The following is a 19,275-nucleotide window of genomic DNA, read 5'->3' as shown; positions in this document are numbered from 1 at the left end:
GTTATTTACTCATTTCTTTAGCATTAAATTCTTTTGCTGAAAATAGGACAGGGCGACTTGGTGCTGCATCATTATGAAAAGCCGGTGTTTGAATATTGATAAAATAAAAGTCATCAGGGATCTCATTATCAATAAACGCTATTTCGGTAATCGTCTTATTCACTAAGCTATTTTCGTTTACTTGCTGACTACCTTCATTAACTTGCCAAAATAAATGGTGACAAGTCATTAATCCTTCATCATGTAAGCGGTCAATTGATGGCAGATCTACTATTAGGTGTTCAACACCACGTTCATTCAAATATAAAATGGCTTCACGGCTGAAAAAAGCAGGTTGATTCTCACTGTTATAGGCTTGATGTTTTTTGCTACTGTTATTTGGCAAACTTCGAATAACCAACGCTTGTAATTGCTCATTGTGATAATCAACAAGTGCTTTCTTAAGTGCAGATTTACTGATGATTACATCATGTTTAGAAAAGTCAGGGCTGTAATTCTCCTTACTTTCTATAGCTAATTCAGGTGTTAATGATATTACAACGCAGGGCATTAACGCGGGTAAGTTAAGTTCTGCTAATGTCTTTGCCTGCGTTTCATTTTTGATACCATTATTGACAGCATGACTGTTCATTGAAAAGTCACAAATATGTGCGATAGATTCTGTATGGGTACCGTTACAATGCGGATTAATCGTCAATTCATTTACATTGCAACTGCCACCTTGTTTCGTATCACCAACAAAACCCCCCGCTTGCATTGGACTGGCTAGAGCCGCATTTGCAGAAAAGTGATTAGGCTGTTGCGTTGGTTGATTAAAGTTAACAGGAATAGCCAATGACCATGAGTTTGCTATATTGACTTGATAACTAGCATTTTGAAGTTCTATGGTTATTTTTATCGTGCTATTTTTAACGTTAACTTTCGTGTTCGCGATACTCATAAAAATTGCTCTTTTGATAATCCTAACCATTTAAGCGCTGAACCATGCAGTAACTTTTCTTTAATATCATCAGAAAACTGACTATTCTCGATAAGCTTTCCAGGTTCTAATTCACCCAATGGAAATGGGTAATCAGTACCCAAGGCAATATTGTCTGGCCCCATCAAATCGACTAAATATTTCAGTGCTAATTCATCATGTACTAATGAATCCAGATAAATTTGAGGAAGAAAATCTCGTGGGTTAATAGGGCAGTCAACCGCACATAAATCAGGACGAACATTAAACCCGTGTTCAATACGACCAATAGTTGATGGAAATGAACCACCACCATGAGCAAAGGCTATTTTTAGTTTAGGTAAACGTTGTAGTACGCCGCCAAAGATCATCGAGCATATCGCTAAGCTTGACTCTGCAGGCATACCAACGAGCCATGGCAACCAATACTTAGGCATTTTTTCTTTCGCCATCATGTCCCATGGGTGAACAAAAACAGCTGCACCTAAGTCTTGTGCGGCTTCAAAAATAGGGAATAACTCTTTTTGGTCTAAATTCCATTCATTAATATGAGAACCAATTTGAATGCCCGACAAACCAATTTTCATGCAACGTTCAAGTTCTTTTATTGCAAGGTCTGGCGATTGCATAGGTAAAGTACCTAACCCTACAAAACGCTTAGGGTGGTCGTTAACAATGCCGGCAATGTGATCATTCAAATACATCGATAAATCTAGAGTATCTTTCGGTTTTGCCCAGTAGTTAAACATCACAGGAACCGTTGAAAGTACTTGTACGTCTACATGGTGCTTTTTACAGTCGTCAAGTCGAACTTTAGGGTCCCAACAATTATGGTCTATTTCACGAAAAAACTTTTCATCAACCATCATTCGGGCACAGCCACATTTATGATGATCTAAACTGACAAACCCCCCGTAACCGTATTTTTCACGTAAATTAGGCCAGGTCTTCGGTAATATATGCGTGTGAATATCTATCTTTAACATAACTTATCCCTTCGTCACTGTTGTGCCACATTGCTGACAAGTGCAATTGTCAGGTGTGTCATAAAAACGGGTGAATACTTTAGGTAAGTCTGTTTCTATATTATCGAGATAAAAAGCTTCTGTGTAGAGTTGTTTTTTGCAGTCAGGACAAAACCAATAAAGTGCATCTTTTTGATTATTTGCTCGCTTTTGTTCAACCACTAAACCTACGCTATTTTCAAAGCGTTGTGGGGAATGCAACATCTTTGGTGGCAGTAAGAATATCTCGCCAGCTTTAATTTTTATATCCTGAAAATTTTCGGGATCATGATGATCATTCTTTTCAACCGAACCATCAATCACTGAAAGCACCATTTCGCCTTCAATTTGATAAAATAATTCAGGGGTTGCGTTATAGTGATAATCGTTACGATTATTAGGGCCGCCGACAATCATCACAATAAAATTGTCTTGTTCAAAAATTTTTTTATTACAAACGGGAGGTTTAAGTAAATGGCGATGTTCATCAATCCAAGCATGTAAATTAAAAGGCATAGCGATGCTGTTTTTTAACGTTGACATGACTATTCCCCCGTCGTTTTAGTCTGAGGCTTTTTATGTTGATTCAACGCAGCGATACATTTAAGTTCAATGGCAATGGGCGTTGGTAATTTGTTAATTTCAACCGTGGTTCGACAAGGTTGGTTATCGGCAAAGTATTCTGCGTAAATACGATTGTAGGTGGTGAAGTCGTCATCCATATTGGTTAAAAATACGGTGACATCGACCAAGTCCATCCAGTTTGCATTTGACGCTTCAAGAATTAAGCGAATATTGGTGAATACACTATGACATTGCGCTTCAATATCGTAACTTTTAATTTTACCTTGCTCGTCCAATACAACCCCAGGGATATCTTTGCAACCCGCTTTTCTTGGGCCAACACCAGAAAGAAATAATAAATCGCCTACTTGTCGGGCGTGAGGGTATAAACCTACCGGTTTTGGTGCTAGTTCCGCGTTGATTATTTTCGGGTTCAAAGACGTTTTAATTTTAACATCGCTCATAAGGGTTCCTGATGTAATTAATATATTTTTATGGTTATAAGTGTAGACAAAAATCCATCAAAGACCTTTGTTCTTTATTTATTTCAATGGCATGTAGATTTGAGTACGACTGAGTAGGGAATGTCGAAATCACCGACCCCCCCTAAGGCACTCCACAGGAAAATAGGTTAAATAAGCGTCCATTTGCAGCCTAATACGCTGGCAAATATTGCGCCTGAAGATTTAAATTTATGACAAATTTGATTCATTATTTAGTTTGAGCCTATGAGTATTTTATGCATACATTTTTGGGTTCAGTAAAAAATCGCATGGCTTATAAACCACCTTATCGACCAACACCTGAATGATTCATACCACCAAAAGGCGTTCGTAAATCACGCAGTAACCAACAATTGATCTACACAATTCCGGTATTTATTTATTTAGTTTGAGCCTATGAGTATTTTATGCATACATTTTTGGGTTCAGTAAAAAATCGCATGGCTTCTAAACCGCCTTCTCGGCCAACACCTGAATGATTCATACCACCAAAAGGCGTTCGTAAATCACGCAGTAACCAACAATTTATCCACACAATACCGGTATTTATTTATTTAGTTTGAGCCTATGAGTATTTTATGCATACATTTTTGGGTTCAGTAAAAAATCGCATGGCTTCTAAACCACCTTCTCGACCAACACCTGAATGATTCATACCACCAAAAGGCGTTCGTAAATCACGCAGTAACCAACAATTGATCCACACAATTCCGGTATTTATTTGTTCAGCGAGTTGATGCGCTCTATTAATATTTTGCGTCCAAATGGTCGCCGCTAAGCCATATTGGCTTTCGTTGGCAAGAGCTAGTGCTTGTTCGTCAGTATCAAACAGTTGTAAGGTAATAACAGGGCCAAAGATCTCTTGCTGGTTGCAACTCGCGTCATTACTTAAGCCTTCAATGATAGTCGGTTGTAAAAAATAACCTTGTTCACAGCGACCAGGTAATAGCACTTGTTCACCGCCCGCTAAAATAGTACCACCTTCTTTTTTAGCTAAATCAATATAGCCAAGTACTTTTTCTAAATGGGCTTTGGAGACAATCGCGCCCATTTTTGTTTCATTAAGTAAAGGGTCTTGTGGCACAAGCGCTTGTGCTTTTGCCACTAATGCGTTTTTGAATTTTTCATATATGCCCCGTTGAATATATAAACGTGAAGCACATAAACAGATTTGACCTTGATTCGCAAAGCTGGCGCGAAAGACTTCTTCAACGGTACTTTCAAAATGACAGTCATCAAAGATTAAGGCGGGGTTTTTTCCACCTAGTTCTAATGATAGCTTTTTAAATTTTGGTGCAAGCTGAGTTGCTATTGCTGCCCCCGTTGCTGAGCCACCAGTGAATGAGATCGCTTTAATTTTAGGGTGGTTACATATTGCAGCGCCAACACTTGCACCTGTTCCGTGTAATATATTTAAAACACCTTTAGGCAAACCGACTTTCAGACAAATAGCGCCGAGCATTGCCGCCGTTTTTGGGGTTATTTCAGAGGGTTTAGCAATCACGCAATTACCTGCAGCGAGTGCTGGTGCTATTTTCCAAGTAAATAAATACAGCGGTAAATTCCAAGGGGAAATACAGCCGACAATACCAACAGGTTGGCGCAAGGTGTAATTGATTGCCGTATGAGCAATCGCATGAGATTCACTAGCGAATTGTGAACAGGCATGAGCAAAGAATTTAAAGTTACTTGCCGCACGTGGAATATCGACCATTCGCGCTAAAGAAACCGGTTTACCATTGTCTGTGGCTTCGGCAAGTGCTAAGGGTTCAAGTTGATTTTCAATTTCTTGTGCTATGGCAATTAAATAGTCGGCACGTTGTTCTAAAGCTAAGGCCCGCCATGCTGGCAGGGCGCGTTCTGCTGCTGTAACAGCTTGTTCAACATCAGCGATATCACTATTGGGTATTTGGCCGTAAACTAACCCCGTGGCCGGCTCAATATTATCTAAATAATTATTATTGATGGGCGCTTGATATTGGCCATCAATAAAGTTTTCAATAATATTATTTTCATTGAGCATTATTATTCCTCTAGCTATTGTTTATTAAAGTAAACCTTATAAGCACGAGGTTCTGCCACCATCGACGGGTAAGTTAATACCTGTGATATAGCCAGCAGCAGGCGATGCTAAAAAAGCGGCCGCAGCTGCAAATTCTTCGGGTTTAGCAAAACGGCGCATTGGAATAATTGCTTTTTCGTTAAGTGTAGCCTGTTCAATTGAAATGTTTTGTTTCTTGGCTTTCCCTGAAATAATGGCATCCAAACGAGCGGTTGCTGTAGCCCCGGGTAAGACATTATTGACAGTAATACCAAATTCACCCAATTCATTTGCTAAGGTTTTCGCCCAGCTCGCCACTGCACCACGTATGGTATTTGAGACACCTAGGCCATTGAGCGGTTGCTTAACAGACGTAGAAATAACATTGATAATACGGCCATATTGCTTTTCTTTCATACTAGGGATAAGTGCTTGAACCAAGTGATGGTTAGACACTAAGTGTAAATTGAAGGCGTTGATAAATTCATCGACACCAGCCACATTGGCCGGTCCAGGTGCGGGGCCACCAGTATTATTGATTAAAATATCATAACCACCCGATGCGTTAATATGTGCATTGATCACGGTTTTTACTTGCTCTGTATTTGAAAAGTCAGCGATTAATACTTGGTGCTTTTGGTCTTGAGTTGTATCAAGCTCAGCTTTGACTAATTCTAGGGCTGCTTGATTACGTGAGAATAGTGTGACGTTAGCGCCTAAGTGAGCAAGCTCAATCGCACAGGCTTTACCGATCCCTTGACTTGAACCACAGACCAATGCGCTTTTACCTTGAAGATTTATATCCATGAATACTCTTTATTATTGTGTTTTTTCAGACGATTTTTTCAAAACGGCGTTAAGTTAATTTCGTTGAAAATTTGAGTTAACCAATTTTTATCACATTAAATAATTTAATGTCAGCAAAAGTGTGAAGTTTTATTTATTTACTTTGTAAACTTTTATAGCCGTATCTTTTGTAATTGCGCAACAATAGATTGAGTGTTATTTCACTTTGACATTTGTTCGATTAAGCTGATAATGGTGTTTTATCGCTAATAAATAGCTGCAATGACCATAAATAATCTACTAAAAGGTGCCTATATTTCAGGGCAGGGAACACCGGTTGTACTTCTTCATAGTTCGCTAAGTTCAGCCAGACAATGGCAGCCCTTAGTCAAACTGCTTGAACCTCACTACTTAGTCATCAATATTGATTTGCTCAGTTATGGTAATGCAGAAAAAGTCGCTGATGAATTAAATTATAATTTTGATGTTGAAATTAACCGTATTAAAAAAATTATTACTCATGTTGCTCAACATCAGTCTTTCCATTTGGTCGGGCATTCTTGTGGCGGCGCGATTGCCTTAAAGCTAGCCATAGAGAATCCAGAAAAAATATTAAGTCTTTCTTTATATGAGCCAGTTGCGTTTCATTTACTTGAACAAAGAAGTGACGCTCGAATGTTAGCGGATAACTTTGCTAACAAAGTTAATATCGATGATAGGTATCAGGCGGCAGAGATATTCACTGATTTTTGGAACCAAACAGGTTTTTTCAAAGCACTACCACAAAAAATACAGGATATAATGGCAAGAGATATGCCTAAGGTGAGTTTAGACTTTAAAGGTTTAATATCAGAGAAATATACCTTAACCGATCTAAGTGGTCTTACTTGTAAAGTGTTAATGATGACAGGTGAACACAGTCCTGAACTGAGCCAATCATTAGCCAATCAAATTAAAGCCAGTTTACCCAATATTGAACATCAACATTTTCCAACCGGACATATGGGGCCGGTAAGCCATAGTGGCTTAATTCATCCAGCGATTGCTCGCTTTATTGCAGATTGATAAAACAAAAAAGACGCCTTAGCGTCTTTTTTATTTTGATGATATCAATACTATTGTACAAGTTCTTTATCAGTGAACTCATCACTAAATAATGGACTTGATAAGTAACGTTCAGCGGAACTTGCTAAAATAACAACAATATTTTTATCTTTGTTTTCAGGTTTCTCAGCTAAACGTTTAGCGGCAACAACCGCGGCACCTGAAGAAATACCTGCAAGAATACCTTCTTCTTTCATTAGGCGGTGACACATTGCCATTGCTTCATCGTTGGTCACTTTTTCAACAGCATCAATCATGCTTAAGTCTAAGTTACCAGGAATAAAACCAGCACCAATACCTTGAATTTTATGTGGGCCAGGTGTTAATACTTCACCCGCCATTTTTTGGCTAATAACCGGTGAGTCAGTAGGCTCAACAGCTACAGACATAATGTTTTTGCCGGCAATATTTTTGATATAACGACTAACACCGGTAATGGTACCGCCTGTTCCAACACCGGCAACAAAAATATCAATCTTACCATCGGTATCTGCCCAGATCTCTGGACCAGTAGTTTTTTCATGGATCTCAGGATTGGCAGGGTTGTCGAATTGCCCCAATAAAACATACTTGTCTGGATCTGAATTTTTAATTTCTTGCGCTTTAGCTATGGCACCGTTCATACCTTTGGCGCCATCGGTCAATTCAAGTTTAGCCCCTAAAGCCGCTAATAACTTTCTGCGTTCTAAACTCATGGTATGTGGCATAGTTAACGTAATGCCATAACCTCGAGCTGCTGCAACAAATGCAAGGGCTATGCCGGTATTACCACTTGTTGGCTCAACGATTACTTTACCAGGCGTTAATAAGCCTTTCTTCTCTGCATCCCAGATCATGTTTGCGCCAATACGACACTTAATACTCGCACTTGGATTTCTTGATTCTATTTTTGCAAAAACATTACCGGTTGTTACACGGTTAAGTTTTACTAAAGGCGTTTTACCGATAGTGGTTGAGTTATCTTCAAATATTGTAGTCATGGTAGCTCCTTAATAAAGCTTTATTTACTTTAATAGCACAAGGTTAGCGCTTTATAGAAATAAAAGAAGTGATATTTTGTTAACTTATATACAAAAAAAGAATATAGAAATGCTTTTTTAGTTAAATTAGTGTGTTATCGGCCTTTAATTATCGTTCTTTTTGATAATAACCTATTTTATTTTTTAATTATTATTGCTAATAAAATACTAATGATAGCTTGTTTGTGCGAATGAGTAAAAGGTGTTAAGCGCTTGAATTAATTTACCTCTTTTTTAAATGGTATTATTATAAATTTATTGCTCTCTACTGAAAGTGTCCTTGTTTTTACTATCAATTAACTATCAATAACCTATCAAAATTATAAATAATTAGCCATTGACTAATAAATGGTCATTGGACTATTATCATTTTAACTGGTCGAACGTCCGATGAGTTGTATTACCAATAAAAATAAGACGTAAAAATATAATTATAAAATAAAATTTAAAAATAATTTGGGGAAATAATGAATATAATTAAGCGCATAACGGTTGTAGCAGGGATCTGCCTGACATTCTGCTCAGCAGCTTCATATAGTAAAGAATATAAAATAGTACTTATCCATGGCTTTCAGCCACAACAGCTTATTGTTGACGGTGACGTTACGGCGAGTGGTCAAAATTACTGGCAAGGCTATTGGAATAACCTCAGTGATGCCCGCATTGACTGGCCTTCATATGAACGAATTGAAGGTAAAATAGCCACTGACTATGTTTGGCCAAAGTTGAAATCATTTTCTGAAAGTAACTTTTGTACGCCGGGTTGCATCTTTGTAACACATTCAACCGGTGATTTAGTGGCACGGTATATTATAGATAACCAAGAAACTTGGTTGGAAAATGCCGGATTAGCACCACTGAATATTGTTGCAACCTTTGACATCGCTGGCGCAGGTGGTGGTAGTGAACTTGCTGATGTGGCGGTAAGTGTTGCTGAGGGTACAGAAACGTGGTCTTTTGTCATTGAGGCAGCATTAGAGGCTTGGCTTGGCGGCGATCTTGGCGATGAAATGGGTGTACTTAATGATTTAAAAGTCAATAACGCTAGACAACTTGCACCATTACCTGATGCGAGGATCCCTCGTCTACGCTTTGTTGGTGATGCAAGTGAGTATTTAGGGGTTACTAGCCCATTTATTCAAGGTAATGACGACGGTGTTGTTGGTACGCACTCCTCTTGCGGGGCTAATCGCCAAGCAAGATACGGTAGCTGCAGTACCGGTATCGCGTTAAATGGTAAAATAGCACAGCAAGGTAATGCCGTTAATGGTTTTATGCCATACCATTATCCAATGCTTATGGGTAAAGCTTATAGTCATGGTTCGTTACTTGAGCCACAACAGCAAGGTAAAGTGACGGCAGCAAGTAATCAGAAAAACCTACTGTCAGGAGAAAGTATTTACTTTGACACTTATACTAAAACGACTGGCTGGTGGCTTTGGAAAAGTAATTACCTCTATGTTGAAAATTCGAATGATGACAGTATGTCAACGCTCATTTATGACGCGATTCCGAATTAAATAATATAGTTAAGGCTGTTGGTTTTCTAGGTTAATCAAGGAAAATCAACAGTGTCTTGGCAAAAGAGTAAAGCCGTTATGAAAAAAAAATCATTGTTAAAACAATTCAGTGTTATATCTACTATCGCCGTTGTTGTTTGGCTCTTTTGGCCATCAATACCGCAACCATTAACGATTGTTAATCAACCCTTGATAAAAAAAATACCGATTAAGACAACTAGCTTGCCAGAACCGCCCCCAAGTAATAATAGCTCGCTCGCGGCTACAGTTAATAAAATCACTTCAAACGATTCAGCAGTACTCGTTGCACAAGCGTATGCGGCAGAGTTAACTTTTCCACCTTATTCACAACCTTTAACGGATAAAGATTTTGATCGCTTAACTCCTAATTTTTTTAATCCACAATCTATGTTAGTTGACGACAATGGCACTCAAGTTAGCGCCGCATTATCAAAATATCGATATACCTATCCCGAAGTTGTTTTTGCGACACTAACCGGTGAAAATATTACCAGCGCAGAGCTGCAACTTGTCGATATCATTACAGGTAAAGTATTATTGACCAGTCAATTTGAACAGGGTGAAGAAAACTGGCATTCACACTTTACCGGTAAGAGAGATTTGCCACGAGAATTGCAAGCATCGATTAAGGCGAAAATTAACGGTAAGAATATTAATATTACCCTAGCACTTAAATATGTTGATTCAGTTGCTACCCTAGAAAGTTTTGAACCGGCCTACAATGAAGATGCTGATATGGTATTAAAAGCTAATTTAACGACTAGAGAGCAAGGCCTATATAGAATGCGGGCAAACTTATTTGATGCCAATTACCAACCCATCGCCCACTTAGTTAGCAAAGCAAAACTCAATAAGGGCAATAGTCATCTTTATTTAAAAGCTCACCAGTCAGTATTACAAGGCAGGCAAGCGCCATTTTACTTATCAACTTTCTCAATCGAATTAATGTCACCCGCTCCCGGTAAACCAACCAAGTACGGTGATAGTTCAATTGATGAACATGCAATAAAAGATTTTGCAGTCAACAGTTTAAGCGATTTACCTTATCAAGCTTCTCTGCAGGAACAACAACGATTGCTACTGTTGCAGAACATGGCAGAAGGCAGATAGAAGGTTTAATTGATAGATATTTGATAGATTGTTTGATGATAATTGATAATAGATTGATAATTGAAACGATGTGCTAATGAATCGTTTTAATTGCGCTAATATGCCGCAGATAAAAAACCGCCAGAGTTTTTGTTAACGTCGCAGTGTAAAACAAAGTTTAGTTTGATAACCGCTATCAAACTAAACTTATTTATCGATTAATAAGGGGCTAAGGCATCCAAGCGTAGCTAACTTTAGTAAACAAAGTACGTTCGCCACGCCTTAACGTAGTTAAGTCGTCATCTTGATAGCTATTGTCTGAATACCCTAAGAAAAATACCGTCTGTGGATTAAGCTTATAGCTATAAATTAATTGTGTTGATAAATCACTATTGGTCTTCGAATAAGCTGAAATATTATTATCTGGATTTTTATCTACATCATAGTAAACAACATTCAATTTAAGATAACTGTTCACATCAAATTGGTAAGAAACTCTTAATTCCACTAAGTTCGCATCGTATACATTACCTTGACTAGTATCGAGAGTTTCATAAGTATAAGAAAAATCAATCTCTAAATGACTGGTTGGGTTAAGGCGAGTGTTCGCATAAATTTCTTGATAATCAGCGAGGCGATTATTTTGGTAATCTATTTTTTTACCAAAAGAAAAATAAACTTCACCATAAAGGTATCTTGTTGGTTTTATATACGCAAACATCGTCAACAGCTTTTCAGTAAAGCGGTCGGTATTACCGTCAATAGAGTCATCAAACTCAATTGCTGCAATGCCTCCATTTAATTGATTTAACTCACTTTTACGTAACCCTATTTTATCTGCATAGGTAAACATAATATCAAATTGTGAAAGTTTAGGGCCATCAATCGTAAAACTTGATGCCAAACTTTTTTCGAGCAACTCACCATTTTCATTGTGTTTAATTTGCCACTGGCCTGACAATTTTGCTTCTTGCCAAAAACTGTCACCTTCACTGTAAAAGAAACGGTCAACTAATAGTCTCTCATCTTGATAATCAGCTTGGGGCATAAAACCTAAATCAGCACGGAAATCTTTGCCTATTTTTTGGTGTTCAGCACTTACCGACCAATACTCCGAGTTGTGCTCATAACTTAGTTTGACCGCTTGGTCGGCAAAATCAGTCGACTCATCTATTGAATCGTCACTGTTTGAATGAACAACTTGTGCAAGAATAGCATTCGAGTCATCCATTTTATATTTGGTATTGATACCGGCAACGGTATTTTGATAACTATCAGACTTTCTTAAGGTGCTAATTGCACCCAATGAAAAGTCTTCAGAAAAGTCGTAGCGATATTTGAATGCGCCAGAGTGGCTTTCTTCATCTAACGATTTTAAACGTGAGCCGGTATTTCCAGGCACAATAAAATTAGTTTCTGTGTCATGACTAATAAAAGCACCATAGGTATGGTTGTCATTAGTCCCCGTTAATTTTGCACCATAATCAGGGTCGGCAATGTTTCTGGTATAAACTAAATTAAAGTTTGAAGAGAAGTAATCTGAGTTTTCTACAAAGAAAGGACGAGCCTCACGATAAAACAAGGAATAGGTTTTATTAACGCTAAGTTGTCCGGCATCAGACTCTACTGTCGAAAAATCTGGGTTTACCGTAACGTTTAATAGCGTGTTGGCATTAATACCCCAGCGTAAGTCAACGCCCGCTTCGGTGTCGTTATCGCTTTGCCATTCATCTTGTGGGTCGTAAATGTCACGAGTATCATTTTTATTTGCCACTATTGCTGGCGTGATTGTTAAATTGTTACCGGTTTTTGCATCTTTAAAACCTTTTGCTTCAGGTATTTGGCATAACCAACAATCATTGTCTCGGTCGAGCGGTATATGAGATATACGCAGGCGAGAGTCGCGTGGGTAGAGACGAATAAACTCAATTGCCCAGGTTTTTTCTTCATCTGTGTCAGCAAAGTTCAATGCATGGTAGGGCACAGCCATTTCAACTTGATAACCACTCGCTGTTCTTTTGCCAAACGATTGCCACATACCATCCCAAGCTGAATTGACATCACCGGTGAGTTCGTTTTTTATTCTATCGATTTGCGATCCATAAGGATTAACAAAGAGTTCATAACTTAATCGTCGATTGTTGTAAGTGTCGAGTTTTATACCCACCACATCGTCTTCGAGTCGTGTATCTCGGTCACCTAAATAGGCAATTATTTCTTCTGGGTTGGGATCTTGGGCAATAAAAGAGATATAAATGGTCTCACCATCTTCAAATATTTTTGCAGTGGTTTTAACCGGGCTAGGCTTATTATTCCAAGGGTAATTAACAATGTTGAGCTCTATGGATAATGCCTGAGACCATTCCTCTTCGTTGATGTTGCCGTCTATAGTGACTTTTGTTTTAGCATAAGGTATCGATAAATGATCGATTTTATTGATTGTTTTTTCTTGGGTATTTTGTTCAGCAAAACTATTCTGTGAAAACAGTAAGAATATACTAGCTACTATGGCTTTGTAGCTACTTCTTAACAACAACATTTTCTCTCCAGGGTTACATTTTATTATTTTTATATTGTGACTCTGGATAAATTGTGTCAAAAAAATGCAGTTAAAACAATCATTAATTATTTTAGATCTATTATTAATAGGCAATAAAAAAGTCGCCAAATGGCGACTTTATTTAAAGCTGGTGGAATTTTTATTTATTTTTACTTCATCCAAGCATAACTAAACTTCATAAAGAGATTACGTTTATTTTGATTTAAGTCGCTAAAATCTTCTTCGGTGTAGTGTCTATCAGAATAGCCTAGATAGAAAACTGTTTGCGAATTCAACTTATAGGCGTACAACAATTCAGTTGAGACGTTCTTCCTGCTTTGGGTAATATCCTCGGGATCCGTGTAAATATAATTGTTAATATTTCTGTTGGTATTATTATAAATAAAACTAAAACGTAAAAAACTTAACACATTAAATTGATACGTTGCTCTAAAATCGGTCAATCTTGCAGTAAATACGTTGTTACTGGTCGCATCGACGTTACGATTAGTGGCATCTAATTGATTAAAGGTATGTTTGATATTTAATTCTAAATGCTTATCAACATTTAAGGTTACTTTTGAACTCCATTGTTTAGTTCGGCCAAGACGGTTGTTTCTATAATCAATGGCATCGCCGTATTTAAAGTTACTGTTAAAGTATAAACCTAGCATTGGATTAACTTCACCATAGAGTGAAAATTGATTTTCGGTAAACAAGGTGGTGTTACCGTCAATGGCTAAAATACTTTTATCTTTTCTTAAACCGACTAAATCACGGTTTGAATAAGAAAAGCGGAAGTATGAATTCATACTTGAATTTAGCTGAGCGTTAATATCAAATTCTTTTTCAATCAATTCATTATTGTCATTATGGGTGATATCCCAATCAGAATATATTTTAAATTTCGTCCACCATTTGCCTGGTTGCGCATACCACTTTCTATCACCACCGACAGAAAAACGCTTGTAGTCAACATTAGGAATAAAGCCTAAATCACCACGAAAGCCAGAATTTTGCTGATCGTATGTTACGCGGTAATACCAGTCTCGGTCATTGTGAGAATAACTGGTTTTAAAGGCACTACCACTAAACTTATCATCTTGTAAGGTCCGTAAAACCTGCTCATTGTAATCACATTGACTATAGCCACAGTCAATGTTTTCTGGTGGCGCATGGCAATTGTCTGACTCACTTGAATCGTCGCTATCATCGGCATCACAAAATTGTTCAAATAAGTTATCAGGGTATTCTGTGGTTGAATAAAGCGCTTGAAACTTAAAGACATCAGCCGTTGAAAGTCTAATTTGACTGCCGACACTGTGTACGATATTTTGATAATCTTCGGCGGTTCGTATGGTACTTACGGTCCCCATAGTTATATTTTCATTAAAATTGTAGCGATAGCGAAAAGCGCTTGCTTTTGATTCGCCTTCGATGCTCGCTATGGAAGAGCCTCTATTACCCGGGATTAAAATATTGGTACTGTCGTCATCGGTGACAAATAAACCAAAGGAGTGATCGTTTTCTCGACCGGTTAATTTAGCACCGTAGTTTGGCGCGTTAATATTTCGGGTATAAATGAGGTTATAATTTGAATCAAAGTAATCAGCATTATCTAGAAAGAAGGGTCTTTTTTCTTGAGTGAAAAGTGCAAAGTTATTATTGATATTTAACTGTGCATTATCTGTTTCAACCGTTGAAAAATCTGGATTAACTGTGGCATTCAACACCCAGTCAGGCGTTATTCCCCAACGTACATCTAAGCTAGCTTCTGTGTTGGTTTCACTCTGCCAATCCTCATTATTTTCTCTTTCTTCATTAATACCAGTAACGAGTGATGGCGTAACGGTTAAGTTATCGCCTTGTTTTGCCCCCTTAAAGCCTTCAATCGTGTGAAGTTGGCATAACTCACAGTCGTTATCTCGTTCAAGGCGAACGTTTGAGAAACGAAAAAATTCGTTTCTCGGATAAAAGCGCATTAATTCAATGCCCCAATCTTGCAATGACGATTTTTCAGTAAAGTTAAGCATACGAAGGGGTAAAGCCATTTCTACGATATAGCCTTTATCGTTAATTATTCCTGCGCTGTCCCAGATGCCATCCCAAGAATCACTTTCACTTTTCGTTATTTCATTTTCGACACCGTCGATTTGAGAGCCTAAAGGGTTGACTAAAAATCGATAAGCCGAACGTTGGTCGTTATAAGTGTCAATTTTTATGCCAACGACATCGTCACCCCATGATTGATCTCTGTCGCGGTAAAACGCTCGAATTTGGCTTGGGTTGGGATCTTCAGCAATGAAAGCAATGTAGAAAGTACCGCCATCTTCCATTAATAACGCTTCGGTATGAACTTGGCTAGGTATATTGTCGTATGGACGAGTAATGTTATTGATTAATATTTTTTTTGCATGGCGCCATTGTTTTTCATCTAATTTAGCATCTATGGTTATTTTACCGGAAATCCTCGGGATTTGGGTTGACTGTTGCGCGCTAGCTTTACAATGAAAAGAAAATAATAAAGTGGAAATAGTCAAAATATGGCTGAATTTGACAGTGAACATTGATGCTCCAAAGGAAAGTGTTTGTACAAAGTTTATCTTCAATACTGACGGTAAACTTAAGTAATAGATTTAACGGCGATGGTGAAGAAAGTTAGACTTTCTGTCAAAGGAATTACGATAACTGGTATAAGGAATACGATTAATGGTTATTTCTAACATTTTTTGCCTGCTTAATCGGAGAAAATTTAGCTCGAATCTATAAATATTCTCCTGCATAATGGAATGCCTGTTATCTAATTCTTCATTATTATGCCATTTACTTTACTCGATATTCTTGCCTTTATATGCTTTGTAACTTGTTGGATTGGTTACACTTGGTTTGCTCGTGTCAAAGCAAAAAACACTAATTGTATCGCTAGATGTCTACATCAACATAGAATTCATTGGATGAATGAGCTAATGACGCGAGATATTCGTGTTGGTGAAGCTGCGTTGTTAGCAAATTTGGAGCGAAATATTGCTTTTTTTGCTTCAACAACTTTACTGGTCTTAGCCGGTGTATTGACTCTATTTGCTCAAGTCGAACGTTTAGAAGCGGTAATCGGTTCAATTCCCTATGCCGATTTCCCAAATCATGCGGCGATACAATTAAAATTAGGTGTCTTAGCTTTTATTTTTATTATGTCATTTTTTCAATTTACTTGGTCTATGCGGCAGTATGGCTTTTTAAATGTCATGATTGGTGCTGCGCCTTATGATGCGTTAGGCGAAGATGAAAACTTGCGTGCCTATGCAAAACAAATGGCAATAGTGCAAGACCAAGCAGCACATTCTTATAATTATGGATTACGTTCTTATTATTTTTCTATTGCGGCAATGTGTTGGTTTTTTCATCCTGCGTTATTTATTTTTGCCAGTTTACTGGTTGTTTATACTTTATTTTATCGTGAATTTAGATCCCGAGCAGTAAAAGCTATTACCGCCGCACAAGAGCACTTAAGAATAGAGCATACAAAAAAACGCGGTCATGATATTGATGAGTAAACATAATTACTCTGCTTATTCGGTGCAAGATTTTGACAATTTTGATTGTTTGAAAATATCAAAATGGGTCTACTTAGCCTTGATTTTTATTTTACGGGGTTATGTCGTTTGGCTAATGTCGGTAACCAATATGAAAGACCGTGTTGGTATTATTCAATGGATATACCCTGAAACATCATTGTTTTATTTAAGTTTAGGCTCTGGTGCGTTAGGTATTTTTATTGTCCTTGTCTTAAGCTTACGCCGGCCAAACGCGAAAGGCTGGGTTAAAAAATCATGGCGCCATGGTAAAGGTATTCTCACTTTCGCCTTACTTTTTGATTTGATGATTTGCTCAGTTGGCTTTTTTTATTGGCATTTACTGTCATTAACATGGTTAATTACCCAAACTATTATTGTTGGAGCGCTTATAATCATGTTAAATCTCAGTAAAAAATTTACAATAAATATTATTGAGTTTCCAGAGCCACTTCCTGACCCAAAAAAAGGTGATGAAATCACAATGAATAACGAACAAGCCGTACAACAAGATGAACGATTAATTATATTAGATACAGAAACAACGGGTATTAATCCTAGGGAAGGGCACCGAATTGTTGAAGTAGGCTGTGTTGAAATGATCAACCGACAGTTAACCGGTCGTAGTTTTCACGTTTATATCAATCCATTATTTGAAATGGATCAGGAAGTTATCAATATTCACGGATTAACCAATGAGTTCCTTCGTGATAAACCTTTATTTAGTCAAGTCGCCGATGACTTTATCGAATTTATTAAAGGTGCACGCCTTGTTATTCATAACGCTAAATTTGATATCGGTTTTATGGATAATGAATTTGCTTTATTAAAGCGAAATATTCCCAACACTCGTGATATGTGTACTGTTATAGATACGTTGCATGTTTCAAAAGATGAATTTGGTTCACCAAAGACTCTTGATTATTTAGCCCGTTACTATCGTGTCGATAAATTAGTCGACCGCACTTATCATGGTGCATTAATCGATGCTCAACTTTTAGCGTTTGTTTATGTAGAGATGACGCGTAAGCAGTCCGTGTTAAATCTATCAGCAGGCAGTGAATCAGGTGACAGTAATGCTATTCGTCGTTTACCCGCTCAACGAACAAAATTAAAGGTTATCCAAGCTTCTGCCGATGAACTCATTAAGCATAGTGAAAGATTAGCGATTGTTGCTGAAAAAGGGAGCGAACCAATATGGCCCAAATAGGTCAGTCAAAACTTTTTATTATCTTAGTAGTAGCCTCTCTACTGATATCTATACCAAGTTATGGACAACAAACCAAAATTGATTATTACCAAGCAGATAATGTTACCAATGCAATTCCTTATTTTGAAAATCGTTTTAAAATAGATGCCTTGCTTGAAGAAATAACACTGTTATTTTATCGAAGAAGTGGCACGCCACCCATCATACTTGTGCGCCCTGATGGCACAAAAATTAAAATTAATAATTTACCTAAAGATAAAATCACTTGGTTTGATGATCGTACTTTTGATTTAATCACCATTAAAAATCCAATGCCCGGTCCCTGGCAGGCTATTGGTGATATTTTACCGCAAAGCCACATTATGGTTGTCACTGAGGTCACTATTAAAGTTGACCCCTTACCTGAGGTTATCCTCTCGGGAGAAACCTTAAAAATTGAAGGGCACCTTTATAACGGAGAACAAGCTATTGACGATCCACTCTTTCGTGACGTTATTAACCTCAATGTAGATTTTTTTAGTACCAATAATTCTGCGTATGATAATTTCGGTGCTGAACCCATTAAAATAGCGCAGTTTCGTGATGATGGCCGTGACTTAGATGAGTATGCCAAGGATGGTGTCTTTACCGGCGAATTTGAACTTGCTTTTGCTCCGGGTGAATGGCTACCTATTTACTCTGTTATTATGCCGATGGCTACTCGAGAGTTACGACAAAAACCCATTATTTTGCAAAAGACACCAATTACCATTTCTGTTGAACCCGTAATGGAAGTAGGGAAGTCTCACAAGGTCATCTTTACTATCGACCCTACTTATGTAGATGTGGATAGTGTTTTGTTTCAAGGGAAAGTTATTTTTCCAGACCGTCAAGAAGTACCATTCTCTATTACGGAAGGAAAAGGCAATTTACGTACTTACGAACTTGCTTACACCGAGTCAGGTGTTCATCGTATACAAGTAAGTGTTTTTGGCAAAACAATTAACGGCCGCGAATTCCGTTTAGTGTTAGAACAATTTACCTTTAATGCAGAAAGTAAAACGGGCTTAGTGATGCCGCCCCTAAATGCTAAGGGTGAAATGACATCACTCCCTGCAGACAAAGCGGATGTTATTACCGATAAAATTACACTAGCAGAAGAAAAAGCTAAACAATTAGCCATGGAGTTGCAAGAAGCTAAAGTCGAACAAGAAAGGGCTAAAAGTGAAAAAGATCTGCAAACTTATATTATTATTGCTGTTGCAAACGTCGGAATCGTCCTTATAGCGTTAGTCTTTTACTTTATATCTCGCCGAAAAAAGAACAAAAAATGATGAATAGCCAATTAAATAAAGCCATTTTTGAATGT

16 protein-coding genes and 1 pseudogene are annotated in these 19,275 nt (G+C 37.7%); 7 read left to right on the top strand and 10 right to left on the bottom strand.

The window, feature by feature from the left end; genetic code table 11:
• Window position 1: 1 nt before the first annotated feature.
• The 7 genes from A3Q34_RS02655 to A3Q34_RS02630 all read right to left on the bottom strand — a co-directional run bounded on the left by A3Q34_RS02655 (window position 2) and on the right by A3Q34_RS02630 (window position 5,877).
• Window positions 2-940, bottom strand: a complete 939-nt coding sequence (locus A3Q34_RS02655) for a cyclase family protein (RefSeq protein WP_197517643.1) — start codon at window positions 938-940, stop codon at window positions 2-4.
• Window positions 937-1,944, bottom strand: coding sequence for an amidohydrolase family protein (locus A3Q34_RS02650; protein WP_070373934.1), 1,008 nt, complete (start codon window positions 1,942-1,944; stop codon window positions 937-939). Before A3Q34_RS02650 ends, A3Q34_RS02655 begins: the two co-directional genes overlap by 4 nt.
• Window positions 1,945-1,947: 3 nt before the next feature.
• On the bottom strand, window positions 1,948-2,505 hold the full coding sequence (locus A3Q34_RS02645; protein WP_070373933.1) for a 3-hydroxyanthranilate 3,4-dioxygenase: 558 nt from the start codon (window positions 2,503-2,505) through the stop codon (window positions 1,948-1,950).
• 2 nt (window positions 2,506-2,507) lie between these two features.
• On the bottom strand, window positions 2,508-2,990 hold the full coding sequence (locus tag A3Q34_RS02640) for a RidA family protein (RefSeq protein ID WP_070373932.1): 483 nt from the start codon (window positions 2,988-2,990) through the stop codon (window positions 2,508-2,510).
• 433 nt (window positions 2,991-3,423) lie between these two features.
• Window positions 3,424-3,567, bottom strand: a complete 144-nt coding sequence (locus A3Q34_RS21030) for an aldehyde dehydrogenase family protein (RefSeq protein WP_331710960.1) — start codon at window positions 3,565-3,567, stop codon at window positions 3,424-3,426.
• Between the two features lie 27 nt (window positions 3,568-3,594).
• Window positions 3,595-5,052 carry an aldehyde dehydrogenase gene (locus tag A3Q34_RS02635; RefSeq protein ID WP_070373931.1) on the bottom strand — a complete coding sequence of 486 codons (1,458 nt, stop codon included), beginning with the start codon at window positions 5,050-5,052 and terminating at the stop codon, window positions 3,595-3,597.
• Between the two features lie 36 nt (window positions 5,053-5,088).
• Complete coding sequence (locus A3Q34_RS02630) at window positions 5,089-5,877, bottom strand: SDR family oxidoreductase (RefSeq protein ID WP_070373930.1); 789 nt, start codon at window positions 5,875-5,877, stop codon at window positions 5,089-5,091.
• Window positions 5,878-6,138: 261 nt separating this feature from the next.
• Here A3Q34_RS02630 and A3Q34_RS02625 point away from each other — a divergent pair, with 261 nt between their 5' ends.
• The gene (locus tag A3Q34_RS02625) at window positions 6,139-6,921 is read left to right on the top strand and encodes an alpha/beta fold hydrolase (protein WP_070373929.1); all 783 of its coding nucleotides are present in this window, start codon (window positions 6,139-6,141) and stop codon (window positions 6,919-6,921) included.
• 50 nt (window positions 6,922-6,971) lie between these two features.
• Here A3Q34_RS02625 and cysK read toward each other — a convergent pair whose 3' ends face one another.
• Window positions 6,972-7,940 (bottom strand): cysteine synthase A, encoded by a 969-nt coding sequence (cysK, locus tag A3Q34_RS02620; protein WP_070373928.1) that lies wholly within the window; start codon window positions 7,938-7,940, stop codon window positions 6,972-6,974.
• Between the two features lie 506 nt (window positions 7,941-8,446).
• Between cysK and A3Q34_RS02615 the strand changes: the two genes are divergently transcribed.
• On the top strand, window positions 8,447-9,499 hold the full coding sequence (locus A3Q34_RS02615; RefSeq protein ID WP_070373927.1) for a hypothetical protein: 1,053 nt from the start codon (window positions 8,447-8,449) through the stop codon (window positions 9,497-9,499).
• 78 nt (window positions 9,500-9,577) lie between these two features.
• On the top strand, window positions 9,578-10,630 hold the full coding sequence (locus tag A3Q34_RS02610) for a hypothetical protein (protein ID WP_157470765.1): 1,053 nt from the start codon (window positions 9,578-9,580) through the stop codon (window positions 10,628-10,630).
• 208 nt (window positions 10,631-10,838) lie between these two features.
• Here the strand turns inward: A3Q34_RS02610 and A3Q34_RS02605 are convergent, their stop codons facing one another.
• A complete protein-coding gene (locus A3Q34_RS02605; protein ID WP_083277875.1) occupies window positions 10,839-13,148 on the bottom strand; it encodes a carbohydrate binding family 9 domain-containing protein in 2,310 nt (769 codons plus the stop codon).
• 170 nt (window positions 13,149-13,318) lie between these two features.
• Window positions 13,319-15,715, bottom strand: coding sequence for a carbohydrate binding family 9 domain-containing protein (locus A3Q34_RS02600; protein ID WP_070373925.1), 2,397 nt, complete (start codon window positions 15,713-15,715; stop codon window positions 13,319-13,321).
• Between the two features lie 249 nt (window positions 15,716-15,964).
• Between A3Q34_RS02600 and A3Q34_RS02595 the strand changes: the two genes are divergently transcribed.
• The 4 genes and pseudogenes from A3Q34_RS02595 to A3Q34_RS02585 all read left to right on the top strand — a co-directional run bounded on the left by A3Q34_RS02595 (window position 15,965) and on the right by A3Q34_RS02585 (window position 19,240).
• On the top strand, window positions 15,965-16,699 hold the full coding sequence (locus tag A3Q34_RS02595; RefSeq protein WP_070373924.1) for a DUF599 domain-containing protein: 735 nt from the start codon (window positions 15,965-15,967) through the stop codon (window positions 16,697-16,699).
• A pseudogene (locus A3Q34_RS20825) lies at window positions 16,683-17,075 on the top strand (DUF2919 family protein); the annotation flags it as partial. The gene A3Q34_RS02595 and the pseudogene A3Q34_RS20825, both read left to right, overlap by 17 nt.
• Before the next feature lie 126 nt (window positions 17,076-17,201).
• Window positions 17,202-17,927, top strand: a complete 726-nt coding sequence (dnaQ, locus tag A3Q34_RS20820; protein ID WP_070376981.1) for a DNA polymerase III subunit epsilon — start codon at window positions 17,202-17,204, stop codon at window positions 17,925-17,927.
• Window positions 17,915-19,240: a TIGR03503 family protein gene (locus tag A3Q34_RS02585; RefSeq protein ID WP_070373923.1), complete on the top strand. Its 1,326-nt coding sequence runs from the start codon at window positions 17,915-17,917 to the stop codon at window positions 19,238-19,240. Before dnaQ ends, A3Q34_RS02585 begins: the two co-directional genes overlap by 13 nt.
• Window positions 19,241-19,275: the final 35 nt, after the last annotated feature.

Source organism: Colwellia sp. PAMC 20917, assembly GCF_001767295.1.
In the GTDB taxonomy this organism is placed as follows: domain Bacteria; phylum Pseudomonadota; class Gammaproteobacteria; order Enterobacterales; family Alteromonadaceae; genus Colwellia_A.
This window is presented reverse-complemented; position numbering and strand designations above follow the sequence as displayed.